The following is a 25431-nucleotide window of genomic DNA, read 5'->3' as shown; positions in this document are numbered from 1 at the left end:
GAGGTCGTGGTAGAATAGAAATCGGAAAAGGAATTGAATACGGCATAGCCACACTTCTTGAATTGCGGGGATTTTTCTGCGCAAAGAAAGGAGTGTTTTTTTATGCAGGTTTACAAGACCATTAAGTACATCCGTCTTTCTTATACGGATGACAAATCAGTGGAAAGCGACAGCGTTGCCAACCAGCGGCGGCTGATCGACGACTACATTGCCAGGCATCCGGAAATTGAGGTTGTTGCGGAAAAGATTGACGACGGCTACAGCGGCGTTCTTTTTGACCGTCCGGCCTTCCAGGAAATGATGCGGATGATCGAGCAGGGCGAGGCCAACTGCGTAATTGTAAAAGACCTTTCCCGCCTGGGACGCGAATACATAGAAACTGGCCGTTATATGCGCCGGGTGTTCCCGGCTTACGGCGTCCGTTTTATCGCCATCAATGATAACGTGGACACGGAAACCGATGCTGCCGATGACCTTACCGTCTCTGTCAAAAATATTATGAATGAGGCATACAGCCGGGATATTTCTGTAAAGACCCGGAGCGCCCTGGATGTGAAACGCCGCAGCGGTGATTTTGTCGGAGCCTTTACCATTTACGGTTATGTAAAAACCGGCGATAAGCATAAAAGTCTGGAAGTTGACGAATATGCGGCGGGTGTGGTGCGGGATATTTTCAGAAAGCGTCTGGAAGGGTTTAGCGCTTCCCATATTGCGGATGAACTGAACCGGATGGGCATACTTTCCCCACTGGCATATAAACGCAATCACGGGATGCCCCATGCAAAAGGCGGCTATACGGATCGCAAGGACTGTAAATGGTCTGCGACTACCATTATCCGTATTTTGCAGGATGAAACCTACACCGGAACGCTGGTACAGGGAAAGCAGACGACGCCCCACTTCAAGCTGAAAGAGCGTGAGGACAAGCCTTCCTCCGAATGGGTCCGTGTGGAGGGTACCCACGAGGCAATTATCCAGAAACTTGATTTTGATCTGGTGCAGAGGCTCCGAAGGATTGATACCCGCACCTCTCCAAAGTCAGATAAGGTCTACCTGTTCTCCGGCATTTTAATCTGCGGGTGCTGCGGTTGCCGCATGACCCGCAAGACGAACCGTTACAAGGACAAGGAATACCACTACTACTATTGCCCGACCGGAAAGAAAAATGGCTGTACTTCCTCTGTCATGTTAAAGGAAACAGACTTGATCGAGTGTGTGCAGGACAGCTTGAAAGGCCATATTGAAAATGTAGCTTCCCTGGATGCTCTGCTGTCCAGTATTAGTCAGGAGCGGATCAACCGGGAACTGGTTCAGGAATATACCGCGCAGATCAAGGCAAACGAAAGGCAGCGGGCGCAGATCGAGGGATTCAAGACAAAGCTCTATGAGAACCTGGTAAGCGGGATTCTCACCAAAGAAGAATATCTTTCCTATAAGCGGAAATACAATGCCGACATTGAACTTCTGCAAAAGGCGATTGACGAATGGGAAGAACGCCTGACGGATGTACTGGAGAACCGCAGCGAGCGGAACCGCTGGATCAACCATTTCATGCAGTTCTCCACAATGGAAGAAATTGACCGCCGTGCGGTCATGCAGCTTATCCGCAGTATCCGGGTAATCGGCAAGGACGAGCTGCATATTGAATTTAACTATCAGGATGAATATAAAAAGGCCGTCGCACTGGCGGAGCAAATCGCGGAACAGGCCGCAGAAAGGAAGGCAGGCTAAATGGCAAGAAAAAGCAGGAAACAGACGGAATCTCCCATGCCGGCGCCGTCCTTATATGTATATGTGGCACTGTATATCCGGCTTTCCGTGGAGGATAACAAGAAACGGGGCTGCTCCGTGGAGAACCAAAAGCTGGTGCTGAATGATTTTCTGGCGGACAAACCGGATTTTGTAGTCTATGACACATACATCGACAATGGACTGACGGGTACAAATTTCCACCGCCCCGGATTTCAGCAGATGCTCTCTGATATTGAAGCGGGCCATATCAACTGTGTGATCGTTAAAGACCTTTCCCGGCTTGGACGCAATTCTATTGATACCGGCTATTATATTGAGCAGTATTTTTATGCGCATAATGTCCGTTTTATTGCGGTCACGGACCAGTTTGACACGGCGGACCCCGGCAACCTTCACGGCGGCATTATGCTTCCCCTGAAGAATATGATAAATGAAGCCTATTCTCTGGATATTGGAAGAAAGATCAAGGCACAGGCAAGACAGGCCATGAAAGACGGCGATTATATTGGCGCACGGGCACCCTATGGCTACCGGAAAGACCCGGATAACTGCCACAAGCTGCTGATCGATGAGAATACGGCTCCTGTCGTGAAACAGATTTTTGAATGGGCTTATGAGCGCGTAGCGTTGAACCGTATCGTCCGTAACCTCAATGAAATGGGGATTGCGGCGCCAAGCCACTACAAAAAATCCACCGGTGAAATCACCAGCCCCGGCCTGATTGGGAGCGGCAAATGGCAGACCCGCACGGTAATGAAGATTTTAGAAAGCGAAGTTTATACCGGCGATCTGGTGCAGGGCAAAACAAAGATGGTGGACCACCAGCAGGTCAAGGCTGACGATGACAACCTGATTATTGCCAGACGCACCCATGAGCCGATTATCAGCCATGAACTCTTTACTGCGGTACAGGAATACCGGAAACAGGTCTGCGAGGAAAGCCGGGCGGTCCCCAAACGCCCCTATACCCCGAATATTTTCAAGGGTAAGGTATTCTGCGCCGACTGTGGCAGGAGCCTCCACCGGCAACGGGCGGAACGTAAAAAAGGCCCGGATATTTACTGGTTCCATTGCCTCACGAACAGCCGTGTGGCGAAAGATACCTGCAAAGGCGTGATGATGCAGGAGACAGAGCTGATTGCAACCGTCACCACTATTTTAGAAAAAGAGCTGTCCGTTGCTTTGGGTATGTCCCTTCCTCTCTTTCAGTTGGAGGCAAGGCAGAAACAGAAAAAAGACGGGCTGAAATCCCAAATGTCTGCCAAACGGCAGGAAATAGAGAAACAGCGGCGTTTAATCCGGGGGCTGTATGAAAACTTCGTACAGGGCATTTTAACCAGCGATGAATATTTTGAACTGAAAGCAGGTTATGAGGAATCTATCACTGTCCTTTCCGGCGATATTGAGGCGCTTGAAAAAGATATGGATGCCCTGGATGACCAGCTTGTACGCTACCGTGCAATGGAAAAAGACGCAAAATCACTGGCTCAGGACCATGTATTGACGGCGGAACTGATTGAACGGCTGATTGAGCGGATTGAGATCGACCATGAGCGGAATATCCGTGTTTTTTTCCGGTTTAAGAGTGAATTTCAGGGGGAGGCGGTAAAATGAAGCAGAAATATGTGATTGCCCTTTATATCCGCCTGTCTGTGGAGGACTTCAAGACGGAAAGTTTGAGTATTCCCAACCAAAAGCTGCTCCTTCTGGAAAAGGCCATGTCGCTGCAGGAATGGGATAACAGCGAAGTCCTGGAATTTGTTGATAACGGCCATACAGGAACCAACTTTGAACGTCCCGCGGTACAGGAGCTTTTGACAATGGTGCAGGCCGGGAAAATTGACTGTATCATTGTGAAGGACCTTTCACGGTTTGGCCGCAACAGCATTGAGACCGGCTATTTCATTGAGCGAGTGTTTCCGCTTTACCATACCCGGTTTATTTCTGTCAGCGACGATTTTGATACCGCCAATTTCAAAGGAGATACCGGAGGGATTGACATTGCCTTTAAGTATCTTATCAGTGAGTGTTACAGCCGGGATATGTCCATGAAAACGAAAAGCGCCAAATACGCAAAGATGCGCCGGGGCGAGTATCAAAGCGTCATTTGTCCTTATGGCTACCGTAAGAGCGCAGACGGGCGTATGGAACCGGACGAGGAAGTGTCAGAAATTGTCCGGCAGATATTTGAATGGGCAGCCGACGGCAATACCGCCGCAGAGATCACGAGGAAACTGTACGCCATGAAGATTCCTACGCCTGGAGAATACCGGAGGAATAAAGGCAAAGATCACTACAATGTTTCCCGAACGCATGGCGTCTGGAACAGTTCAACGGTGCTGCGGATGCTGGCGGACCAACGGTATATCGGCACCTATGTGATCGGTAAGCGCAAGGTACAGGAGATTGGCAGCCGCCGCATGAAATTGAAGGATGAAAGCGAGTGGTTCAAAATCCCGGATCACCACCAGGCAATCGTAAGCAAGGAACTGTTTGAGAAAGCCAATGCTTCAATTAAGCGGTTCTCCCTTCCCAATAAAAAGCAGCGTGACTACCTTCTCCGTGGAAAGGTATTCTGTGGATGTTGCGACCATGCCATGTCACTCAGAAATGATGTCTGGTTTTACTGCCGTCATTCCGAAGTGGCAGAAAATCTTCCTTGTCACGGGGTAAGGGTAAAAATGGTTGATCTGGAGCAGGCGGTTTTTGAGATAATCCGGGCGCAGATGTGTCCGGCGCTGGGAATTGACAGCAGCAAAGACAAGCTGGATTTGCAGACGGTTCAGCAGGCCGAGCATGAAGATAAGCTGCACTCTATCCAGGACAGTAAACGGCAGCTCTATGAACAGTATGCGCTTGGAGAGATTGACCTGGAAACCTACAGGGAGCGGAAAGCGGTATATGACGCGGAACTGGTGCAGGCAAAGAATGTCCATGCCGCTATTACCGCACAGACCAAACAGATACAAAGCGATTACGAAGCAAGACTGAAACAGCGTGAAATCGTTCAGGAAGTAGACAGTGCCGGCACTCTGACGCAAGCCCTGATTGACCGGCTTATCAATAAGGTCTATATCTTTCCGGGAGACCGGATTGAGATTGAATATGTTACGCAGGACTTCTTAGCAACTGCGGAACCGTGAAAGGAGGCATGAGCCATGAACGCCGTATGGAACAGCTACGGGCAGCTATGCGGTTGCCCGGAAATTTTCAAAAAAAGTTGCAAATTTTTTTGTCGTGAGCTTGACATACGGGTGCCTTAATCCATGAATACGAATTCTTTTAACTCCTGTTTCCTTACATCCTCGATCCATTTCATGATGCAAATATGATTTAGAAATCGGAAATAATCTTGTATCATCCTTACACCCATAAAATCGTTCTATATAATCTTTCATTTCTTCTACAAGAAAATCAGGCATTAATACGATACGATTACTCTTGTCTGTTTTAGGTGATGTAATTAGATCCTCACCTTTGATTCTTTGATAAGATTTCGAAATCGTCATTGTCTTTTTATTAAAATCAAAATCATTTGGTGTTAATGCCAATAATTCACCTAATCGTAAACCACACCAATACAAGATTTCAAATGCATGATAAGAAACGTCCTTATCTTTCATCGCTTCTGAAAACTTCAAATATTCTTCTTTTGTCCAAAACTCAACTTCCTTGCTTTTCTCTTTGCCCATGTTACCAGCAACCCTTGCCGGATTATTTGGTAGATTATAGAGCTTTACAGCATAGTTGAAAATGGCACTTAGCTGATTATGAAGTGTTTTTAAATAGCAAGGTGAGAATGCTTCTCCCTTATCATTACGATACATCAACATTTCATTTTGCCAATCTTTAATATCTGATGGTTGGATTTCATTTATTTTCTTTTCTCCTAAATAAGGTAGAATTTTCATTTTTATGATATATTCCTTCGTATTTAACGTATTAAGTTTGACACGATGAGAACAATCTTTTAAATAAATGTCTACAAAATCTTTGAATGACATATCTAAGTTTTTAGATTCCTTTAATAGGAACGTACGCTCATACTCTTGTGCTTCTTTTTTTGATTTAAATCCTCTTTTTAGCTTTCTAGTATGCTCACCTTTCCAATTTAAATATCTGATAGATACATACCAAGTGCCTTTTTTCTCATCTTTGTATGTTGGCATAATCATAAACTCCTTCCTATTCTGTAATTCCATAAAAACGTTCTTCAAAATACTGCTTACTAATTCTTCCACGAATTGTGAAATAGCCTTTTGCTTCTAATTCACTATTTAGCTGTTTAATCAGCTTATAAGCGCACTGTTCAGACATACCCGTAACTCGAGCAATGTCTTCAGCACTCATGAATAAGTTATCGTTTTCCATCTATCACACCTCCTCTTTTTATGTAAAGCAGAAGAAATCACTAAGCATATTTGTTTAATTGAAGCAACCACAGTATACTAGACAATTTTGTTTAAGCCAATATTATATTAAACATTTTTGCTTAGTTTTTAGTTTACACATTATATCTGCTTTGTTATAATGTGTTTGAAAAAGGAATTGAAAGGAGCAATTGCATGCCAATAGGTACAAGAATTAAACGTATAAGAACACTTCGTGGTATCACTCAAAAAGAACTAGGAGTGAGATTAGGCTATTCCGAAAGAAATGCCGATATAAGGATTGCCCAATATGAATCAGGTAAACGTACTCCAAAAGAGGATGTCATCAATGGCATTGCTCACATATTGGAAGTTTCTCCTGAAGCTTTAAAGATACCTGATATTGAAAATCATCATGGTTTCATGTTTACCCTTTTTGAGTTTGAAGAACAATTTGGCTTAACTGTTGATAAGGCAGAGAGTATGCCATTTCTTCGCCTTGATAACGATCCTACCATTTACGACCATAGCATCAAAGAAATGCTAGATGATTGGTATGCTTGTAAATCAAAGCTAGCAAATGGCGAGATGACCAATGAAGAATATATCAACTGGAAATTGAATTACCCTGAAAACTCTGATCTATTGTTTAACCGTAAACCGTCTAAAAAATAGTCAAAAGAATCGTTCAATTTTATTTTGTGGTATCAAAACACCCTAAAACGCAAAAAAGTGCCCTGAAAAAGGCACTTTTTAGTTTAATACACTATTCGAACTCGATTGTATTATTTTCCAAATAGTCGAAAACATGCCCTTTTTGGCACTTATTTACAGGTGCAATTCCATGGAATATCCCCTGCTTCTCATGCGTCTACAAAAAATGTTTTCAAAAATGTTTTCACGGAAGATAGATTTGAAACTTGTTACATATTCTGAAGAGCAACTGCCCTCTTTAAGGATATGTATGATGTTGCATTCACTGATAACAGTATTCCACATGCTGTTCAAGAAGTCCAATCTAAAAAACAGCTGAAGCAGCATCTTATAATAGCTTGCTGGAAATGTTATAATAGTATAGACATTTTACCAAGACAATCATAAATCCCATATAAAGAAAGAAGGAATAGCAGTGGATATCAAAAGCCTGATTGGCGAAACAACAGAATATGACAAGAAATTAAGACTTGAGGAAAAGAAACCTAAGAGCTGGTGCAAGACTGTCAGTGCCTTTGCAAACTCATTTGGCGGTTTTCTTGTCTTTGGCATTTCTGATGATGACGAAATCATCGGGCTTAAAGATGCTGCCAAGGATGCTGAAAAGATCAGCGAAATCATCAAGACCAGGCTTGATCCAGTACCTGAATTCTCTATTGAATTCCATAAGGAAGATAACAAGGATCTGATCCTTCTTCATGTTTTTAAGGGTGAGGAAACGCCTTACTACTATTCTGGCGATGGCTCGCTTGAAGCCTACGTAAGAATGGGAAACGAGAGCGTCAAGGCTACTTCCATCGAATTGAAGCGCCTTGTAATGCGTGGAAAGAACTCCACTTTCGATTCGCTCGTTACCGATTATGACTTTGATGATTACTCTTTCTCCAAGTTGAAGGAAAGATACTTCCAATGGACTGGCAAAAGTTTTGACGATAAACTGTATGAATCATTTGGTATTGTCAATAGCAATGGCAAACTGACAAATGCTGGCGCTCTATTGGCTGATGAAACTCCAGTTTACCAGAACAGGCTGTTCTGTACCAGATGGAATGGCCTGACCAAAGCCGGAGGTTTGATTGATGCGCTGGACAGTGCAGAATACAAAGGAGGGCTGATTTCCCTTCTACGTGATGGCGAATCCTTCATCAAAAGGAACACCAGAATGATGTGGAGGAAAACACCTTTCTCAAGAATCGAAATGCCGGAATATGTTTTCCAAAGCGCATCCGAGGCTCTTGTCAATGCGCTGATTCATCGTGACTATACGGTAGTTGGCAGCGAAGTTCATATCGACATATTCGATGATCGAATGGAGATATATTCTCCAGGTGGAATGGTCAACGGAAGACTAATTCAGGAGTTAGACATCAGGCATGTCCCTTCGGAAAGAAGAAACCCAATATTGGCCGATATCTTCAATCGTCTTGGTCTTATGGAAAGACAAGGCAGCGGACTTAGCAAGATTGTCGAAGGTTACCAGTTTGAGGAGAATTATACAGAAGCAAAAAGACCAGTCTTCTACTCTGACAGAACTCAGTTCATAGTTGAGATGCCTAACTTGAATTATGATTTATCAAATAGTGGCACCCAAGATGGCACCCAAGATGGCACCCAAGATGGCACCCAAGATGATATTAATAACAGAATCATCAGCCTGATCAGAGCAAACAACAAAATAAGCGCAAAAGATATGGCAAATGAATTAGGCATCAGTTTAAGAACTGTGAGAAGAAAGCTTAGTGAATTAGACTGTATTAAATATGTTGGTAGAGGATATAGTGGCCATTGGGAAATAGAGGAATAACTGATCATAAACGTTAGCAGAAGCTGCTGGCGTTTTTGTTTACCTTGCAATAGCTTGAAAACCATCTGTTTTCACAGGTGCAATCCCTAAGAAAGCGAGCGAACTCGATTGTATTATTTTCCCAATGATCGAAAATATGCCCTTTTTGGCCATATTCACAGGTACAATTCCATCAAAACAGGCCTTTTTCCCATGCGTCTTAGAAAAATGTTTTCAAAAATGTTTTCACGGAGTTGGTTTTGATGCGATTATTGCATATCATGAAAATCAATATACTTCTCAGTTAGATCTTCGATCTATTTTATTGAATGATTATATTATTACAACTGAATAAAATAGAATCCATCATGAATTTAATAATTTTATACCGACTATCCAGAGCTATAAAATAAATGTTATACTCTAGGTGATTTTAGATAAATGGATTTATACAAATTTGAATTTGCGGAGATGATAAGATGGTCAATATAACAGATGTAAAACAGATTCTTCAATTTGCAATAGATGCGGAGATTAAAGTCTTTCTTGATGGCGGCTGGGGTGTAGATGCTCTTCTTGGATATCAGTCAAGAGCCCATAACGATATTGATATTTTTGTAGAAAAGAAAGATTATCAGAACTTTATAGAGATGATGAAAGCTAATGACTTTTATGAGATTAAGATGGAATATACAACATTGAACCATACTGTATGGGAAGATGCGAAAAACAGAATTGTTGATTTGCATTGTTTTGAATATACGGGCGAAGGTGAAATTCTTTATGAGGGGGATTGTTTTCCGATAGAAACTTTTTCGGGCAAAGGAAAAATTGAGGAGATAGAGGTTTCCTGTATTGAACCATATAGTCAAGTAATGTTCCATCTGGGATACGAATTTGATGAGAATGATGTGCATGATGTGAAGTTATTGTGTGAGACATTTCATATCGAAATTCCAAATGAGTATAGATAACTACAAATTCCAATTTGTCTATCTAACAAAATAATCATAACTCCTTTTACATATCCACAACTAGCTGGTGGTTATGGGAAAGGAGTTTTTATTATGTCCAAATGCAAAGTTATTGCAGTCGCAAACCAGAAAGGTGGCGTTGGAAAGACAACTACAACAGAGAATGTAGCTATCGGTCTTGCACGTAACGGGCAGGAAGTGCTGATTGTCGACTTTGACCCTCAGGGTGATCTAACAGCCTGCTTAGGCTGGAAAAACAATGATGCATTAGAGAATACTGTTTCAACAATGCTTGACGATTACATCAATGATAAGGATATCAGATATGCCTCTTTGATTTTGAAACACGAAGAGGATGTCGATGTAATACCAGCAAACATTGAACTGGCCGACTTTGAAATGCGTCTTGTGTCTGTCATCAACCGTGAACAGGTTTTAAGCAGCTGCCTTGAACCATTAAGGGATCGATATGACTACATTCTGATAGATTGTCCACCTTCCCTTGGCATGCTTACAGTAAACGCACTTTCGGCTGCTGACCAGGTATTGATACCGGTACAGGCTCAGTACTTGCCTGCTAAGGGAATGACCAAGTTACTTCAAACAATTAACAAAGTACAGCGCAAGATAAACAGCAATCTCACCATTGCCGGTGTTGCCATTACCTTGGCAGATATGAAGACAAATCTGGCTAAAAGTACAATAGAGACGATCAGGGATAGTTTCGGTAGAAACATCAGGGTATTTGATTCGGTTATTCCAGTTGCTACCAAAGCCGGAGAAGCTTCCATTTCAGGCAAGAGCATCTATTCCTACGCCAAGGATTCCAAGGTTGCCAGTGCATATTCATTGCTTACTGATGAATTGATCTCATCTGGCAAGCCAAAGCAGCGAAATGATTTTGAAAGATAGAAAGAAGGTAGAAAATGAACAAATCGAATTATGTGTCATTAAGCGGAACCCTTGTTAAGGATGCAATCATCAGGAAAAACGACAAAGGTTCCGATTATGTACTGTTTACACTGTCTGTTCCCCAGACTGGAACAAAATGGTACGACTATATCAACTGCATCGCATTTAATGAAAATGCTGCCATTATTGCAAAGAGCCCACTAAAAGGCACTCCCTATCATATTGAAGGAAGGATCCATACCAGTTCCTTTGACAGGAATGGCAAGAAGCATTATTCAACGGATGTTGTTGCTGAAAAGATCGAGATGGTAAATCAAAATGATTAAGATAAGACTTAAGAAATGCCCTGTTTGCCACTCCGATGTCAAGGTGATCATCGACTGGGATGGTGGCAGGATCAATGGCAAGTTCAGACAGTTTGGATATTGTTCAATCTGTGGCTACCATTCAGATCCCAAGGATTCTTATGAAGAAGCTGCCAACACATGGAATGCTCAGGTATCCAGTGGCCATCAGCTTCCATTGTTCTAGGAGGTGATCTGATTGCCAAAACTAGATTTAGGACTACCAAATTATGATTCCCTGTTCTCTACTGAAGAGGAACGCCAGGAATCAAGACTTGAAAAGATCGTATCCATTCCAATTGACAAGATATCCGATTTCAAGAACCACCCTTTCCATGTAACCATGGATGAGGACATGCTGAAGCTCATCGATTCCATCAAGGAAAACGGAATCCTGATACCAGCTCTTGTTCGTTCCAAGGATGATGGAACCTATGAGATGATATCTGGTCACAGGCGTAAATATGCCATGTCACACATCGGACTCACGGAAATGAATGTTATTGTCAGAGAACTTGATGATGACCAGGCAACGATACTGATGGTTGACTCCAACATTCAGCGTGAAAACATCTATCCATCCGAAAGAGGATATGCCTATAAGTTGCGACTTGAAGCCATGAAACATCAGGGCAAGAAAATTGACTTGATTCCCGATGAAGAATTAGGCGTTGAATACAACAAGCAAACTTGTGGCCAACTTGACCACAAGTTAAAGTCGATTGATGTTTTAGCAAACGACATGGGCGAAAGCAGAAAACAAATACAGCGTTTCATTCGTCTCACTTACCTGATAGAACCATTGCAGGAAATGGTAGATGGAAGGCATGAAAGCGAAATAAAGATTGCTTTCAATCCAGCTGTTGAGCTTTCATTCCTGACTGTAGATGAACAATATGATCTTGCGGATGCCATTGTTGCCAATGACCGTACACCATCGCTTGCCCAATGCCAGGAATTCAAGCGATTAAGCCATGATGGCGAACTGACAACCGAATTCATCCAGGAAACACTGGAAGCAGAAAAGCCGAATCAGAAGGAAAAGCTGTCTTTCAAGATGTCGGAAATCGATCAATACTTTCCAAAGGACTTCACACCAAACAGGAAAAAGGATCTTATCATCCACCTGCTTGAAAACTGGGCCAGAAAGAAATCACGGGAACAGGAACGATAATCGCATGTCGGATATCGAAATTTGCACCTGTGATTTTAACAGACTGAATGAAGGGGCAGTCTGCTTTGTGACCTGGCAGTTGTGACTCCATGTTTCCCCTAAAACCCCTTCAACCTACCGAAAAAACTATTACCTACCGAAGAAAATGAACTGGTAATAGTAACTATCCAGATTATTAGTAGATTCTTATAGGAGGAACAGTAAATGAGAAAGAAGTTATTATTATCATGCTTATCAGTAATTGCTCTAGCAGCACTTGGTATTGGTGCTAATGCAGATATGTTTAAACTATATGAACGATATGAGATACCAGTAGAAACAGCAGATATCATCGTAGAGGAAATGGAAGAGGATGAAGGAATCATTGATGAAACTATTGAAACCAATGGCACCGAAAAGGAAGAAGATGCCGTTGTTACAGTTGCAGACAAGAAGAACACTTCTTCTTCGGAAGGTGATAAGGAAGAAAAACAGGTTGTTGTTACATCTCCTGTCAATGAAGAGAAGACCAATTCTGGTAACAAACCTCCAAAGGAAACACCACATGACAGCCATTCTGCTACAGAACCAGTAACGTCTAAGCCAGAACCAACACCTGTACCTGATCCAAAGCCTGTTGAAAAGCCATCGATACCGGAATATGCATGTCCTGTTGGAATGGATCCAAACAAGCCATGTGATGTGATCATGGACACAAACTTCTACTATTCAACATATTCCAGCCAGTCTGAAGCAGATAATGCTGGACAATATTTCCTGGATGATGTTGTGACCATTGGCGACAAGGAAATCACCAACTATTCAGTACAGCCTGTTTATCGGAATGATGGCTCTGTTGCCTATTATGGTTTGAACCTATGGAGCTATGGATCTTTGATCCAGTAAAGGTGGTGATTCATTACTGAACTATATAGATATTCTGACGAGTCAATCTCGTCTTTTTTTATTGAAAGAGTTAGAAAGAAAGGACAAAGAAAATGAAGAATTTATTTAAGAAAACGGGCAAGCTGTTCCTCACATTGCTTGTACTTTTGAACAGTGCATTTCAAATCACTCCCGTCTTTGCTGAAGAAAACGATCCAATCGATTATTCTGAAGCCGTTGAGACCATAACGGAACTTGGTCCAGCTGAAGAGGTTTTTCCTGAAATCTATGCAGAGGAAACAGAAAATCCCAAACTTCGATTAACTCCAGGATTTGGCAGTGACCGCATTGTCAGAATCAATGGCGTTGGCGTTTATGGATATGACTACATCCGAATCCTTACGGTTGGAGGAAATGTTGTATTCTGCATTGAACCATGGGCATTGTTTGCTACCGACCATGATTATCCAGTTAACACTACCAAATGGAATGATCTATCTGAATACCAAAGACAAGCCATCTGGGAACTCAACTACTATGGCTATTCCTATCCAGGACATCAGACAGAAAGATACTATGCTGCTACTCAGTTATTGATCTGGGAAGTTGTCGATAGATGGTATGATCCTTACTATCCAGATGGTGTTACGCCAATTGATTTATCTCCTGAAATCAATGAAATCAATTATCTTAGAAGTCAGCCGCAAGGTAGACCTTCCTTCAACAACCAGACAGTCAAGATGGGAATCAATACTCCTGTTACCTTGACAGATACCAAAGGAACCCTGAGCAATTACAACGTCAATAGCGGCAACGGCATCAATGCATCTGTTAGCGGCAACAATCTGACAGTATCCATTACCTCAGAAAACTATGATCGTACTCTTACCTTCTCAAGAAAGAATTCAGCAAGGGATGTTCATGTCATCTATGGAGCAGGAGGAGATCAGAAAGTCATCTTCATGGCTTCAAGAAGCGACCCTACGCCAAATTTCAAACTGAACTTCGAACTTCTTTATGCCGATATTGAAGTGGAAAAGCGGGATATTGAAACAGGCACTAAAACACAAGGAGATGCAACATTCAGCGGTGCTGTATTTGAAGTAAAGGATGCTTCCGGCAATGTCTTGGAAACAATTACTACAAGTGGTAATAAAGCCAAGTCAAGGAAGTATCCTGTTGGTACGACGCTCAATGTCTGTGAAGTGACACCACCTGAAGGATATCTACTTAATAGCAGCTGCAGCAGCGTTGAACTGAAGTTCTCTGGTGACAGTACCCCTTCTACCTTCTATACAACCTGCAAAGACCAGGTCATCAAAGGAAGAATCGAAATTGCCAAGACAATCGAACAGGAACGAAAGAATCCATATGAATCGGTCATATCAGAACCTGGTGTTGGCTTTGTGTTTGATATCATCCTCAAGTCAAGTGGTGAAACCGTTGCTACACTGACTACAGATGAAGACGGCCGTGCCATTACTGATTGGCTTCCATATGGAACCTACGTCGTCAAGGAACATGCTGTTACCGGTTATGATACCTTGAAGCCATTTGAAGTGAAGATCGAACAGGATCAGAAGACCTACTTCTACAACATCTACAACGATACCTTAAAAGCTGAACTCAATATCTACAAAACCGATGCTGAAACCGGAAAAAGAATTCCAGCAGCTGGCGTTGAATTCAAGATCAAGGATGAAAACGGCAACTTCATCAAGCAGAAGGTAACCTATCCAGACAAGTACGAAACCGATGTATTCGTAACAAACGAAGAAGGATCGGTTCATCTTCCAGAAACGCTGAAGTTTGGCAAATACTGGATTGTTGAAATCAATGCCCCTTATGGCTATGTCTTAAGTGACAAGGAAATACCGGTCAATGTGGATGGTACAGCAACCGAGATCTTCATGAATTTTGACAATACAACCCAGAAGGGGCAGGTATATGTTGAGAAGTATGGAGAAATGCTTGCTGATGTTGAAACAAGCGAAACAAAATACGGTACACTTTATACTCCAATCTACGAAGAGAAATATCTTGAAGGGGTAACCTATCAGATTACAGCAAGAGAAGATATCATCACACCTGAAGGAACGCTCTGGTATAGCGCTGGAGATGTTGTAGATATCTTTACAACAGTTGATGGTGTAACCACTTCTTCTCTTCTCCAGCTTGGCAAGTATTCCATTACTGAAATCAATACACCTGAAGGCTTTGTACTGGATCCAACTGTCTACGACTTCGATATTGAGTATGGCGGACAGCTGATCGATGTAGTTGAAATCAAGCAATCCTACAAGAATGATCGACAGAAACTGGATTTTGAAATTACCAAGACGTTTGAAGATGAAGATCCTGAATCCTACAAGGATGTCGTATTCGGTGTCTATGCAAAAGATGAAATTGTTGTAAGAGAACCAGTTGAAGAAGTGATACCTGTTCTTTTATCTGATGATGAAGATGATAATAGCAGAGTATGCATCCCAGCTGATGGACTTGTTGGTATTCTGACTTTGGATGAAAATGGCCACAATATTGAACAGTTGGATCTTCCTGCTGGCGATTACTATGTGAAGGAACTTGAAACCAATGTTGGTTTTGTTCTTGATGAAGAAAACCATGAATTCACATTTGAATATGGTGAAACAAGCCTGGAATCAATTCAAGTTGGAATGGTACTTCACAACGAAAAACGCCGTCTTGATCTGGAAGTAAACAAAGTAGACAGTGAACACAAGGACCATTTCCTGAATGGCGCCATCTTTGAAGTCTATGACAAGACAACTGGCAAATATGTTGCTTCCCTATGCTCTGGAAATCTGATGATCAAAGGATCCGAAAAGGATGAAGAATATGAAATCGCCAAGGATGAAGCCTTTGAAGAAATCATCAAAACAGCCAAGACGGATGAAAACAAGGAAATCATCATTGATCTTGATGATGGTATCTACTATTCAAGAAAAGCGGGTTCAGAAGAAGTCGCAAAGCATATCGTAAAAGATGGAAAAGCAGTATTGGCTGATGCCATCTATGGCCATGAATATGAATTCAAGGAAATCAAGGCTCCTGTTTCCTACAAATTGGCTGACAAATCCAAAGCCTATAAAGTGGAAGCGGATCGAGATAGTGACATTGTAATCGTCTATTTTGAAAATGACCGCATCGTTGTTCCAAATACGGGAGTCTAGATATGAAGAAGAAAACAAAGATCAGATTGATTGTAGCAGTCGCTGCAGCAATTGGTATTACCGGAATCTGTACCTACAGTATTCTCAATACCAAGAAGGCTTATGACTATACTGATTACTATGTTGATACTCCAGCAACCAATGAAACGAATAAGGATGAGGAAGCTTCTGAAAAGGAGCTTTCTTTGCCTTTATTGAAAAAGACAAATCCGGATGTTGTGGGAATCATCGAATCTGATGATCGTGTCATTTATGAACCTGTTGTCCAGGCACCTGACAATGACTACTACGTCAGAAGAAATATTGAACGAAAATATGCAGCTGCTGGCATTCCCTACATCTCAGGTGATGGAAACATAAATGCCAAGAATGTTGTCATCTATGGGCATTCAAGCACCAGAAGCAATATCATCTTTACCCCACTGATGGATTACATCAACAGTGATTACTATATGAAGCATCCAACTTTCCGATTCATCACAGAAGAAGAAACCAGAACCTATCAAATCTTTGCGGTAATGAACATAGACCTTAACAATCTTGAACATTCACTCGAGTTCACTCAAAGCAGCTGGCGTTCCAATAATGACTTCCAGGCATTCATTTCCAATACAATAAACAACAGCCTGTATCGGACCGGAGCATCTGTTTCAAATGATGATGAGTTGATGACTTTGGTAACATGCGACACAAGAGATGGAAACAAGAGGATCGTTGTCATTGGAAAGAAGGTTGCATAAATGTATATGCTTGCAATTGCTTGCAAAAATCTCTATAATGATAGTACAAAAGGAGTTGATTCTATGAGTACTTCACCTGTTTATGCTCGTATTGATACAGAATTAAAGGAAAATGCCGAAAGCATCCTGTCTAAATTAGGAATTACGCCATCAAGTGCCATCCAGATGCTATACAGCCAGATTGTTCTGACAAACAGTCTGCCACTGGATCTAAGGCTCCCTGTGTCAAAGCCAACTTCCATCGGTGATATGACTCGTGATCAGATCGATGCTGAGCTAACAAAAGGTCTTAATTCCCTTCAGAAAGAAAGGACATATACTCCAGAAGAAGTGGATGCAATTCTGGCAAAAGAGTTCAACATATGAGCGAAACATATACAATCAAATATTCAACTAAAGCAATAAATGATCTTAGAGACATCTATTCATATATTGCTTTTAATTTACAAGCTCCTGAAACAGCAGCGAAAATGGTAAGGCGAATACGAAATTCCATCAAGGAACTAGACTTTATGCCTGAAAGAAATCCAATATTAGATTGGGAACCATGGAATTCATTGAATACACATAAGATGCGTGTTGGAAACTATCTGGTTTTCTATATCGTGTATCCTTTGCAATCAAGTGTTTCAATTGTTCGTATCGTCTATGGAAAAAGAGATATTGCCAAAGCATTAAGTGAATAATTTACAAGCATCAGCAACCGCTGGTGCTTTTCTTTTGGATGAAAGGAGGTCTGAAATGGGATACAGAAGCGATGTAAGAATCATTTTATCAATCGATGGCTTTAACGAACTTTCAAAGCATGTAAAAGAATATCTTAAACTGAATAAGCTGAATGATCACTATAATTACCTGAAGTACATGGATGTGGTACACCGAACAAAGGATGCCATCTATTTCGGTTGGAATGATATCAAATGGTATGAAACCTATGACGGTGTCTTCCCTATCATGAGCGGTCTTAAGAATCTACAGGAAAACCAGTATTCCTACCGTTACATGCGCATTGGTGAAGACTATGGCGACGTCGATGAATACTTCTTTGACGGAAAGAATGATGAAAATATCGATCTTGAATATCCATCAATGATCAGAAGGTTTGATGACAAATATGTATTTCGATGCATGAACAGATCAAAAGAACAGGAACGATGAAGAAAGGATGTGAATAAGTGACAAAAGAAGAAAAGACCAAACAGGCTTTTGAAATGATCGAACAGGGTGTCAAAGATGTTTACAGTTCAGACAACTTCAGGAAATACCTTTCCTGCTGTTCCAAGTTTCATAGCTATTCATTGAACAATACCCTATTGATACTGGCCCAGAAACCGGATGCAACACTGGTAGCTGGATACAACGCATGGCAGCGCAACTTCAACCGTCATGTAGATAAAGGTGAAAGAGGACTGATAATCCTGGCACCAGTAACAAGCAAGATTACCCAACTGATGGATAAGGCTGATGAAGATGGCAATCCAATACTTGATGAAAATGGTGATCCAATTAAGGAAGAAAGAGTCATCAATCAGCTTCGCTTTACGACCACGACCGTCTTTGATATATCCCAGACTTCAGGCGAACCCCTTCCCTCTTTGATTCATAATCTGACCGGAAGTTCTGATGAGATACTGGCCTTCATTGATTCCGTCAAAAACATCTGCACCATTCCAATCGATTACCATTCACCTTCAAAAGATGCTGTTCTGGCTGGTGGTGCCAAAGGCTATTATTCAATCGCCGAAGACAGGATCGTGCTTAATATGGAACTGGAGGATATGCAGATTGCCAAAACTCTGATCCATGAATACTCGCATAGCATCCTTCACAAGAAAACTGACAAGGACTCTGACCAGCGAGAGATCGAAGCCGAATCTCTCGCTTTTGTTTTATGCGATCACTTTGGCATTGATACTTCCGATTATTCCTTCGGTTATATCGCCAGCTATGCTGCCCAGGATGAAGCAAAACTGAAGACCATACTATCCAATATCCAGAGTACGGCTCATGAGATGATTGACAAGCTAGAACCATTGTTTGCCCAAAACCTGAAGAAACGGACAATGGTACACGAATATATCACACCAGTCGAAATGAATGAGCTGGCAAATGATGTTGTAATAAATGTGGTCAATGAATTGAAAGCAAATTATAATCCAGGACTGGATGACTCATTGGTTTACCAGAATATCGAAAGCAGCATCTACAACTATTTTGATAGAAACAAGGAAGCAATGAAAATCCAAGAACATCTTTACAACAATCACACAGATTTCAAAAGAGATCTGAAACAGGCCATCTATAAAGCATTGAATAATCCATCATACAATCCGGAAACAGGCCATCCATTCATCGATGATTCGATTGAAAGAAGGAACTATGAGCAGTTTGAAGCAATAGCTGCACCTCTATTAAGTGGTGATGCCTGCTATATCAAATACGGAACACCGTACTTCATGGATCTGAATGTTGAAATCATTGATGATAACCGTTATGCCATGTCCCATAACTATGAACTTAATGGTGATCTAATGGCTGATCCGGATGTTGAATTCACTGTTGATAAGGATAACCGCTTGCTATATCCAGAGTCCTACCAACAGGACAATCTGCAATTCTATCAAAGAGTTGATAAGGATCCGGTTGCTGCTCATCAGCTAAACGAATTCATGGATGAATGGCTAAACAATATTCAAGAAAACCAGTATAAGGTTAAAGCTGTATATACAGAGGAGCAAGTTATTGAAAATGCAAATGACATCCGCAAATTCTGCAAGGAAAACAATCTGGCAAATATGGCACCAAAGGTTAAGGAGAAAGAAAGATGACAAGATATATACCTAAAGACAAGCTGAAGGAAATCAGAAGCCTGAGCGCAATTGATTATCTGAAGAACTACCATCCAGATCTATTGATCAAAAACGGTAGAACGGATTATATCCATGTTGATCATGATTCATTGCACTTTTCCAATGGGAAATGGTACTGGTGGTCAAAACGAAAAGGCGGAACTTCTGCTATTGATTATCTGGTAACCGTTGAAGGCTATACCTTCATGGATGCCTGTGAAACCATCATGGATGCGATGAAGATCAGCATACCAGTCATTACACATGAAAGGCCAAAAACAACAAAGCCGTTTGTGCTGCCGTCAAAGGATGAAACAAACGATGATGTGATCCATTATCTTTGTGATGAAAGGATGATTGACAAGGACATCGTTAATTACTTTGTTGCAAAAGGCCAGATATACCAGAGCAGATATTACAAGAATGCAGTCTTTGTTGGATTCGATGGCAATAAGCCAGCCTATGCCTTCAAAAGAAGCATCAATACCCCTATGAAACAGGATCATGCTGGAAGCAACAAGGCTTTCAGCTTTTCTTTTACTACCATCCAATCAGATGAGCTTCACGTCTTTGAAGGAGCCATTGATATGCTTTCCTATATGACGTTGTTAAAGATGGACAACATTCCCTTCTATTCACATAACTGCCTGTCACTATCAGGAGCAACAGCTGGCATTGTTGCAAAAGAGGAAGCGGATGTTCCAATTGCCTTATGGAGCTATCTCAAACGAAATGATCGTATCAAGAAGATCATCCTGCATCTGGATAATGATGATACTGGTAAACGTGCAACCCAAAGCATCATTTCAATTCTTGATGAATCCTACAAATGCATTGATGAACATCCAACCTACTTCAAGGACGTAAATGAAAAGCTGGTCTTTGCAAAAATGGACCAGCAGCGAAAGGAGAAATGCTAAATGGAATTTATGAAACAGGATGAAGTCGAAAGACTGCGAAGACAATACCCGCCAGGTACCAAAATCAAATGCATCCACATGAATGATGACTGCCATCCAGTACCTGATGGAACATATGGCACTGTCCAGTTTGTTGATGATGCTGGTACGATCCATGTTGGTTGGGATAATGGTTCTTCCCTTGGTCTAGTACCTGATGAAGATCAATTCACTAAAGTTAAGAAAAAAGAAATGGAGAGATGACATATGAACAAACAGTTTGATCTATTTGTGAAAATGAAGATCAAGGAACTGAGCGAAAACATTTCGCGAATGACCTATGCCTATATCAATCCGGATACCAACCAGCCAACAGTAGTTCCAGCCAAGCACTACAAGGATATACTGGATCAGCCTGTGGAAGTCATGGTAAATGATCAGGTAAAACGGCAGTTTCTGAATATCATGTTCAAGCAGATGAAATCATTAAAGGAAGAAGAACCGGTACTGTTCTATGAAACATTATTACTGATGGACATGAACAAGACACCGGATTCACTGGAGCTCAACGAAGAAGCCGCCATCAAGATAACAGCCCAGGAACTTGTTGAAGATGAGAAAACCCTGAAGAAGAAATTCCATCTAGTTGATTCTGAACATCTTGATAAGTATGAGGATACGAAAAATGATTCCGAACTTATGGCTTCCCTGTTTGGTATGGAACCAGCCGATAATGTCTACAAGTTTGAAATTACTGAAGACGACAAGACTAGAATCAAAAAGAAGAATGGCTTTGAAAGATAGGAGGAAAACACAATGAGCTATTACAATCCAAAAATCTACAACTATTCCAACCTTCATCGTGATGATCAGATGACGGTTGATGTTATGAACTGGGCAATCGATGCAGTTGAGAATATGGAAATCGACTATAGGCCAACTGAAGATTCATCAATCATGGAAAAGATGTGTGATGAAATTGCACTGGAAGTTGTGGCTGAAGTCGAAGAACAGCTGATGCACGAAATCATTGAATTCATTGTCATGACCATCGACAGCTATGACCATGATGTGGATGAAATCGATACAACTGATTTTCTTTTCGGTATGGAAGGTCATCGTAATGATGAGTAGGTGCCAACATGATCCGCTATGAAGACATTATCCGTAAAATACATTTGCTGGAAAACCAGAAAATCAAAAACGAGGAAAGGATCAAAAAGTATTCTGAAGAAAACATTCTGATTGCCAACAAGCTTAAGCTTCTCAATCAGAAGAAGGAAATGATGGAGAAAATGGAATCAGAGCTTTCTGATATCATTCCTTCTGCAAACAAGAACAAGGAGACAAAAGAAAATGAAAATTGAAATTACCATCAGCGATATCAGCACTTCTTCCAGTCATGACAGGCTGGATTTTTATTTGGAGCAATTAGAAAATGAGGATTCCAAGAATGATCATCAATAAGAACCTTATCGCAGATATTTCGAATATTACCAATTACGATATGGTCAAGGACTATCTGTTCATACGCGTATGCAATCTTGAACAAAATGAACTCAAAGATATGCCGCATACCGCAATTGGCGATCTTGCGATAACCTATCACATTGTTATCAAATCATCCGATACGCAGATTTGTTCAGCAAAGATCACAAACAACCTGCTTAATGTCTATGGCATGACACTTGATCAGCTTCACGAGGATGCCATGATTTCATCGCCAAAAATGATTCCACCGCATGTGCAGACCCTGGAATCCATGATACTTGGAATACCAGATGAAGTTGTTGAAAGAAACAGCAATGTCAAAATGTATATCGTCACAAACGAACACAACAGTGATGGAGCTGCATCCATCTTTTATCCAGAACTTCTGAATTCACTGTCTGCAAAGCTAGACAGCAGCCTTTATGTCATCCCTTCTTCAGTTGATGAATGCATTGTCATTGCGGAAAACAAGAATGTCAAGCCAAAGGATCTCAAGGAGATGCTTTATATCGTCAATAGAAGCGATGCACTCAGCGAAGACAAGTTCCTTTCGGATACGGTATACCACTATGACAAGGATACCCGCCTTTTTGAAAGATATGATGATTATCAGAAAATGGTTAACAAGAACAGGTTCCAGTGTCATTAGTCTGTAGACTATCTATGTCTACAGATGTAGCAAGCAACGTATTTGATCGACCACAAATACAGATATTTAGGGAATATCCCTTAGACCCTATCAAGGCAGTTTTGAAAGCTGCCTTTTTAATGCAAAGGAAGTGAATTTTATGAATTCAATAATTATTGGTGTTACCTGTTTTGGTGCAGGTGTGATTATTACGACCTTGATGTTCATGTTCTTTCTTGGTGTCAGCAGCAACCGTGAAAGCTGATGCAAACGATATGAACCAGGTCATTTTCTATAGCTGCCTGATGTGCCTCTCGTTGATTGGAATTGTCTTCAGCCTATCCATTCTCCATCATCTTCAAAAGGAAGAACATGAGGAAAAGAAACTACCGGATCGAAGTAAAGCTCAATCAAGATGAATTCAATCATCTGATGGAACTGGTAGAACAGTCAAGGCTTTCACGGGAATCATATATCCGCTTGCTGATAAGCGGTGTCATACCAAAGGCAGCACCAAGCAAGGAGCTGCTGGAGACAACAAGACTGCTTCGCAATATTGCAAGCAACATCAACCAGGTTGCAAAAACAGCCAATTCAAATGGTTCCATAGATGTGGAAACCTACAAAACCAATTACATTGAACTGCAGAAACTGATTGATGAGATCATGCTACTGATCAGGGCACCAACAAAGATGGAGGACATATGGCAATTACCAAAATCTGGCCAGTAAAGGATAATCTGAGCCGTGTCTATCGCTACATTTCCAATGAAGAAAAGACAACCGAAGAAATATCTGATGGTCTTAATGAAGTATTAACCTATACAACTCAGGGTTACAAAACAAATGAGAAGGAATATATTACCGGAATCAACTGCTCCCCTGCCAGCGCAGTAAAGCAGATGATTCACACAAAGAAAAGCTATGGCAAGGATGATGGCGTCCTTGCCTTTCATGCTGTGCAGTCATTCAAGCCAGATGAACTGACTCCTGAACTTTGCCATGAAATCGGAGTCAAGCTTGCAGGGCTTATGTGGGGTGATCGGTTTGAAGTTGTCGTTTCAACGCATCTTGACAAGCATCACCTACACAACCATTTCGTGGTCAACTCGGTTTCCTTCATGGATGGCAAGAAGTTTGACAACAACCGTAATGACTACATCCGATTCAGGAACCTTTCCGATGATCTATGCAATGGCTATAACCTGTCCGTTGTAAAGTCAAACGGCAAAGGAATGCATCATAGCGAATGGGAAGCCATGCAAAATGGCAAGCCATACTTCAGGGAACTGATCAAGCATGATGTTGATGTCGTACTGTCCTATGCCCGAAGCATGGAACAGTTTGTTGAAGGACTCGTGGAAATGGGATATGAAGTATCGACTGATCGTAAGTACATTGCCATCAAGCATCCACAGGGACAAAGAATGCGAAGGCTGAAAAGTCTATTAAGGGATGGACGATACGATGAGGAGCATATCGAGGAGCGCCTTTACAACAACCTGATTTTGCCAATGGTCAAAGTGCAGGATGCCATTCCCTCACACTTCTACAAAGGCGACTCAAAGAAGCTGAAAGGATTCAAAGCCTTGTATTTCAAATACATGTACATGATGGGCATCATCCATGCAAACGATGCACCAAAAAGATATCCAAGCGCTGCATTAAGGAGGGATCTGATTTATATGGATAAGATAACGGAAGAAAATACATTCCTAGGTAAAAACAATCTGGAAACAATTGAAGATGTCATTGCCTTCAAAGTAAAAGTGAATGATGAAATTCATGAGCTGATCAACAATCGAAAGAAGATCTATGGGAAGCTCAAACGGGTCAAGAATGAAGAGCTCAAAGCGCAGTATGAAACCGATCGTGATGACATCACTTCAAAAATTGCACATTTGAAAAAGCAACTCAGACTCTGTCATGATATAGAAAACAGAGTCCCCGACATTGAAGAAAAGCTCAAGCAGATCAATGAGCTTGAAGAACAGAAAAACGAAAAACAGCAGGAATATGAAAGGAGCCTCAATATATGAACAGTGCGGATACTGCTGATCAGATGATGAAAATGACATTGGAAGGCATTGAAGTGGCTGCTGAAATTGCCATGAAAGCCGGTGGTGCTACCGCACGATCACTGGCGGCAACACTATATGCCATCCTTACCGACAAGAAAAAGATCAAAGGGAAAGCCAGGCTGGATTCCATGCTGAAATCCGGCAAGGAGCTCAAGGTATTTGCCATCCATCATTCTGATTTGAAAAAGTTCTGTGAAGAAGCAAAGCATTATGGTGTTCTCTACTCTGTTTTAAAGGAGAAGAACAATACTGATGGAATCGTTGATATCATGGTGCGTTCGGAGGATGCATCCAAAATATCAAGAATTGTAGATAAGTTTGATCTGGCTACCATCGATACCAAGGCCATCCGTGAATCAATCATGGCCCAGAAGAACCAGTTCAAGGATGTCAAGCCTTTATCTGACAAAGAACATGATGAACTCATTTCAAAGATGATGAACGAATCAAACCCCTCAAAAGCTCGAGCGAAAGGCGGCATTCCGTTCGAGCCATCTTCAAAAACATCGAAGACCGAAAAGCCGAAGAACAGGAGCGAAGGAAAAGAAACAAACCTTACTTCTAAACGCCCTTCAGTAAGGCAACAGCTAATGAACCTGAAGGATCAGCAAACTAAGAAGAACTCTGCTCCTGTATTAAAGAAACACAAAACGAAAGGTAGGTAA

28 protein-coding genes are annotated in these 25431 nt (G+C 41.5%); 26 read left to right on the top strand and 2 right to left on the bottom strand.

Annotated features, from left to right (window positions below):
* Nucleotides 1-102: 102 nt before the first annotated feature.
* From NE665_RS05340 to NE665_RS05330, 3 genes are read left to right on the top strand one after another with little or no spacing between them, the layout of a single operon-like run.
* Nucleotides 103-1731 (top strand): recombinase family protein, encoded by a 1629-nt coding sequence (locus NE665_RS05340; protein WP_117442458.1) that lies wholly within the window; start codon nt 103-105, stop codon nt 1729-1731.
* Nucleotides 1732-3366 (top strand): recombinase family protein, encoded by a 1635-nt coding sequence (locus tag NE665_RS05335; RefSeq protein ID WP_055158864.1) that lies wholly within the window; start codon nt 1732-1734, stop codon nt 3364-3366.
* On the top strand, nt 3363-4895 hold the full coding sequence (locus NE665_RS05330) for a recombinase family protein (protein ID WP_055158862.1): 1533 nt from the start codon (nt 3363-3365) through the stop codon (nt 4893-4895). Before NE665_RS05335 ends, NE665_RS05330 begins: the two co-directional genes overlap by 4 nt.
* A 45-nt stretch (nt 4896-4940) precedes the next feature.
* Here NE665_RS05330 and NE665_RS05325 read toward each other — a convergent pair whose 3' ends face one another.
* Together NE665_RS05325 and NE665_RS05320 are read right to left on the bottom strand one after the other, a co-directional pair.
* A complete protein-coding gene (locus NE665_RS05325; RefSeq protein WP_117442487.1) occupies nt 4941-5921 on the bottom strand; it encodes a site-specific integrase in 981 nt (326 codons plus the stop codon).
* Between the two features lie 16 nt (nt 5922-5937).
* On the bottom strand, nt 5938-6123 hold the full coding sequence (locus tag NE665_RS05320; protein WP_117442457.1) for a DNA-binding protein: 186 nt from the start codon (nt 6121-6123) through the stop codon (nt 5938-5940).
* Nucleotides 6124-6317: 194 nt separating this feature from the next.
* On the opposite strand from NE665_RS05320, the gene NE665_RS05315 reads away from it, so the two are divergent.
* The 23 genes from NE665_RS05315 (at nt 6318) to NE665_RS05205 (ending at nt 25431) form a co-directional block, all read left to right on the top strand.
* Nucleotides 6318-6797 carry a helix-turn-helix transcriptional regulator gene (locus NE665_RS05315; RefSeq protein WP_117442456.1) on the top strand — a complete coding sequence of 160 codons (480 nt, stop codon included), beginning with the start codon at nt 6318-6320 and terminating at the stop codon, nt 6795-6797.
* A 454-nt stretch (nt 6798-7251) separates the two neighbouring features.
* Nucleotides 7252-8640 carry a helix-turn-helix domain-containing protein gene (locus NE665_RS05310; protein WP_195294527.1) on the top strand — a complete coding sequence of 463 codons (1389 nt, stop codon included), beginning with the start codon at nt 7252-7254 and terminating at the stop codon, nt 8638-8640.
* 458 nt (nt 8641-9098) lie between these two features.
* Entirely contained in the window at nt 9099-9593 is a 495-nt protein-coding gene (lnu(C), locus tag NE665_RS05305; protein ID WP_016147248.1) for a lincosamide nucleotidyltransferase Lnu(C), read from the top strand.
* Nucleotides 9594-9686: 93 nt separating this feature from the next.
* On the top strand, nt 9687-10505 hold the full coding sequence (locus tag NE665_RS05300; RefSeq protein WP_195294524.1) for an AAA family ATPase: 819 nt from the start codon (nt 9687-9689) through the stop codon (nt 10503-10505).
* A 14-nt stretch (nt 10506-10519) separates the two neighbouring features.
* Complete coding sequence (locus NE665_RS05295) at nt 10520-10831, top strand: single-stranded DNA-binding protein (protein ID WP_154459520.1); 312 nt, start codon at nt 10520-10522, stop codon at nt 10829-10831.
* Nucleotides 10824-11036 (top strand): Lar family restriction alleviation protein, encoded by a 213-nt coding sequence (locus tag NE665_RS05290; protein WP_117445849.1) that lies wholly within the window; start codon nt 10824-10826, stop codon nt 11034-11036. The genes NE665_RS05295 and NE665_RS05290 overlap by 8 nt, the downstream gene beginning before the upstream one ends.
* 12 nt (nt 11037-11048) lie before the next feature.
* Nucleotides 11049-12023 carry a ParB/RepB/Spo0J family partition protein gene (locus NE665_RS05285; RefSeq protein ID WP_195294522.1) on the top strand — a complete coding sequence of 325 codons (975 nt, stop codon included), beginning with the start codon at nt 11049-11051 and terminating at the stop codon, nt 12021-12023.
* Between the two features lie 204 nt (nt 12024-12227).
* Nucleotides 12228-12908, top strand: coding sequence for a hypothetical protein (locus tag NE665_RS05280; RefSeq protein ID WP_195294520.1), 681 nt, complete (start codon nt 12228-12230; stop codon nt 12906-12908).
* A gap of 92 nt (nt 12909-13000) precedes the next feature.
* Nucleotides 13001-16078 carry a SpaA isopeptide-forming pilin-related protein gene (locus NE665_RS05275; RefSeq protein WP_195294518.1) on the top strand — a complete coding sequence of 1026 codons (3078 nt, stop codon included), beginning with the start codon at nt 13001-13003 and terminating at the stop codon, nt 16076-16078.
* A gap of 2 nt (nt 16079-16080) precedes the next feature.
* Nucleotides 16081-16818 (top strand): class B sortase, encoded by a 738-nt coding sequence (locus tag NE665_RS05270; protein ID WP_195294516.1) that lies wholly within the window; start codon nt 16081-16083, stop codon nt 16816-16818.
* Nucleotides 16819-17184 carry a type II toxin-antitoxin system RelB/DinJ family antitoxin gene (locus NE665_RS05265; RefSeq protein WP_347285918.1) on the top strand — a complete coding sequence of 122 codons (366 nt, stop codon included), beginning with the start codon at nt 16819-16821 and terminating at the stop codon, nt 17182-17184.
* Nucleotides 17181-17504: a type II toxin-antitoxin system RelE/ParE family toxin gene (locus NE665_RS05260; RefSeq protein WP_195294514.1), complete on the top strand. Its 324-nt coding sequence runs from the start codon at nt 17181-17183 to the stop codon at nt 17502-17504. Before NE665_RS05265 ends, NE665_RS05260 begins: the two co-directional genes overlap by 4 nt.
* 55 nt (nt 17505-17559) lie before the next feature.
* Nucleotides 17560-17976: a hypothetical protein gene (locus NE665_RS05255; protein ID WP_195294513.1), complete on the top strand. Its 417-nt coding sequence runs from the start codon at nt 17560-17562 to the stop codon at nt 17974-17976.
* A gap of 17 nt (nt 17977-17993) precedes the next feature.
* Nucleotides 17994-19646 (top strand): ArdC family protein, encoded by a 1653-nt coding sequence (locus tag NE665_RS05250; RefSeq protein WP_195294512.1) that lies wholly within the window; start codon nt 17994-17996, stop codon nt 19644-19646.
* Entirely contained in the window at nt 19643-20587 is a 945-nt protein-coding gene (locus NE665_RS05245) for a DUF3991 and TOPRIM domain-containing protein (RefSeq protein WP_195294511.1), read from the top strand. The genes NE665_RS05250 and NE665_RS05245 overlap by 4 nt, the downstream gene beginning before the upstream one ends.
* Nucleotides 20588-20830 carry a DUF4314 domain-containing protein gene (locus NE665_RS05240; RefSeq protein WP_195294510.1) on the top strand — a complete coding sequence of 81 codons (243 nt, stop codon included), beginning with the start codon at nt 20588-20590 and terminating at the stop codon, nt 20828-20830.
* A gap of 3 nt (nt 20831-20833) precedes the next feature.
* Complete coding sequence (locus NE665_RS05235) at nt 20834-21370, top strand: hypothetical protein (RefSeq protein WP_195294509.1); 537 nt, start codon at nt 20834-20836, stop codon at nt 21368-21370.
* A gap of 12 nt (nt 21371-21382) precedes the next feature.
* Entirely contained in the window at nt 21383-21700 is a 318-nt protein-coding gene (locus NE665_RS05230) for a hypothetical protein (RefSeq protein ID WP_117445859.1), read from the top strand.
* 8 nt (nt 21701-21708) lie between these two features.
* Nucleotides 21709-21933 (top strand): hypothetical protein, encoded by a 225-nt coding sequence (locus NE665_RS05225; protein WP_195294508.1) that lies wholly within the window; start codon nt 21709-21711, stop codon nt 21931-21933.
* Between the two features lie 86 nt (nt 21934-22019).
* A complete protein-coding gene (locus NE665_RS05220) occupies nt 22020-22706 on the top strand; it encodes a DUF5688 family protein (RefSeq protein WP_195294507.1) in 687 nt (228 codons plus the stop codon).
* Nucleotides 22707-23057: 351 nt separating this feature from the next.
* On the top strand, nt 23058-23417 hold the full coding sequence (locus tag NE665_RS05215; protein WP_195294506.1) for a plasmid mobilization relaxosome protein MobC: 360 nt from the start codon (nt 23058-23060) through the stop codon (nt 23415-23417).
* A complete protein-coding gene (locus NE665_RS05210; RefSeq protein WP_195294504.1) occupies nt 23390-24724 on the top strand; it encodes a relaxase/mobilization nuclease domain-containing protein in 1335 nt (444 codons plus the stop codon). Before NE665_RS05215 ends, NE665_RS05210 begins: the two co-directional genes overlap by 28 nt.
* Nucleotides 24721-25431, top strand: a complete 711-nt coding sequence (locus tag NE665_RS05205; RefSeq protein WP_195294502.1) for a PcfB family protein — start codon at nt 24721-24723, stop codon at nt 25429-25431. Before NE665_RS05210 ends, NE665_RS05205 begins: the two co-directional genes overlap by 4 nt.

It is taken from the genome of Clostridium sp. DFI.1.208 (genome assembly GCF_024463855.1).
Lineage (GTDB): Bacteria > Bacillota_I > Bacilli_A > Erysipelotrichales > Erysipelotrichaceae > Clostridium_AQ.
Note: the sequence above shows the minus strand (reverse complement) of the source record. Positions and strands in the feature narration are given on the sequence as shown.

Coding starts and splice junctions, on each gene's coding strand:
- NE665_RS05340 (WP_117442458.1), top strand. CDS start 103: ATGCAGGTTTACAAGACCATTAAGTACATCCGTCTTTCTTATACGGAT.
- NE665_RS05335 (WP_055158864.1), top strand. CDS start 1,732: ATGGCAAGAAAAAGCAGGAAACAGACGGAATCTCCCATGCCGGCGCCG.
- NE665_RS05330 (WP_055158862.1), top strand. CDS start 3,363: ATGAAGCAGAAATATGTGATTGCCCTTTATATCCGCCTGTCTGTGGAG.
- NE665_RS05325 (WP_117442487.1), bottom strand. CDS start 5,921: ATGCCAACATACAAAGATGAGAAAAAAGGCACTTGGTATGTATCTATC.
- NE665_RS05320 (WP_117442457.1), bottom strand. CDS start 6,123: ATGGAAAACGATAACTTATTCATGAGTGCTGAAGACATTGCTCGAGTT.
- NE665_RS05315 (WP_117442456.1), top strand. CDS start 6,318: ATGCCAATAGGTACAAGAATTAAACGTATAAGAACACTTCGTGGTATC.
- NE665_RS05300 (WP_195294524.1), top strand. CDS start 9,687: ATGTCCAAATGCAAAGTTATTGCAGTCGCAAACCAGAAAGGTGGCGTT.
- NE665_RS05295 (WP_154459520.1), top strand. CDS start 10,520: ATGAACAAATCGAATTATGTGTCATTAAGCGGAACCCTTGTTAAGGAT.
- NE665_RS05290 (WP_117445849.1), top strand. CDS start 10,824: ATGATTAAGATAAGACTTAAGAAATGCCCTGTTTGCCACTCCGATGTC.
- NE665_RS05280 (WP_195294520.1), top strand. CDS start 12,228: ATGAGAAAGAAGTTATTATTATCATGCTTATCAGTAATTGCTCTAGCA.
- NE665_RS05275 (WP_195294518.1), top strand. CDS start 13,001: ATGAAGAATTTATTTAAGAAAACGGGCAAGCTGTTCCTCACATTGCTT.
- NE665_RS05270 (WP_195294516.1), top strand. CDS start 16,081: ATGAAGAAGAAAACAAAGATCAGATTGATTGTAGCAGTCGCTGCAGCA.
- NE665_RS05265 (WP_347285918.1), top strand. CDS start 16,819: ATGTATATGCTTGCAATTGCTTGCAAAAATCTCTATAATGATAGTACA.
- NE665_RS05260 (WP_195294514.1), top strand. CDS start 17,181: ATGAGCGAAACATATACAATCAAATATTCAACTAAAGCAATAAATGAT.
- NE665_RS05255 (WP_195294513.1), top strand. CDS start 17,560: ATGGGATACAGAAGCGATGTAAGAATCATTTTATCAATCGATGGCTTT.
- NE665_RS05245 (WP_195294511.1), top strand. CDS start 19,643: ATGACAAGATATATACCTAAAGACAAGCTGAAGGAAATCAGAAGCCTG.
- NE665_RS05240 (WP_195294510.1), top strand. CDS start 20,588: ATGGAATTTATGAAACAGGATGAAGTCGAAAGACTGCGAAGACAATAC.
- NE665_RS05235 (WP_195294509.1), top strand. CDS start 20,834: ATGAACAAACAGTTTGATCTATTTGTGAAAATGAAGATCAAGGAACTG.
- NE665_RS05230 (WP_117445859.1), top strand. CDS start 21,383: ATGAGCTATTACAATCCAAAAATCTACAACTATTCCAACCTTCATCGT.
- NE665_RS05225 (WP_195294508.1), top strand. CDS start 21,709: ATGATCCGCTATGAAGACATTATCCGTAAAATACATTTGCTGGAAAAC.
- NE665_RS05220 (WP_195294507.1), top strand. CDS start 22,020: ATGATCATCAATAAGAACCTTATCGCAGATATTTCGAATATTACCAAT.
- NE665_RS05215 (WP_195294506.1), top strand. CDS start 23,058: ATGAGGAAAAGAAACTACCGGATCGAAGTAAAGCTCAATCAAGATGAA.
- NE665_RS05210 (WP_195294504.1), top strand. CDS start 23,390: ATGGCAATTACCAAAATCTGGCCAGTAAAGGATAATCTGAGCCGTGTC.
- NE665_RS05205 (WP_195294502.1), top strand. CDS start 24,721: ATGAACAGTGCGGATACTGCTGATCAGATGATGAAAATGACATTGGAA.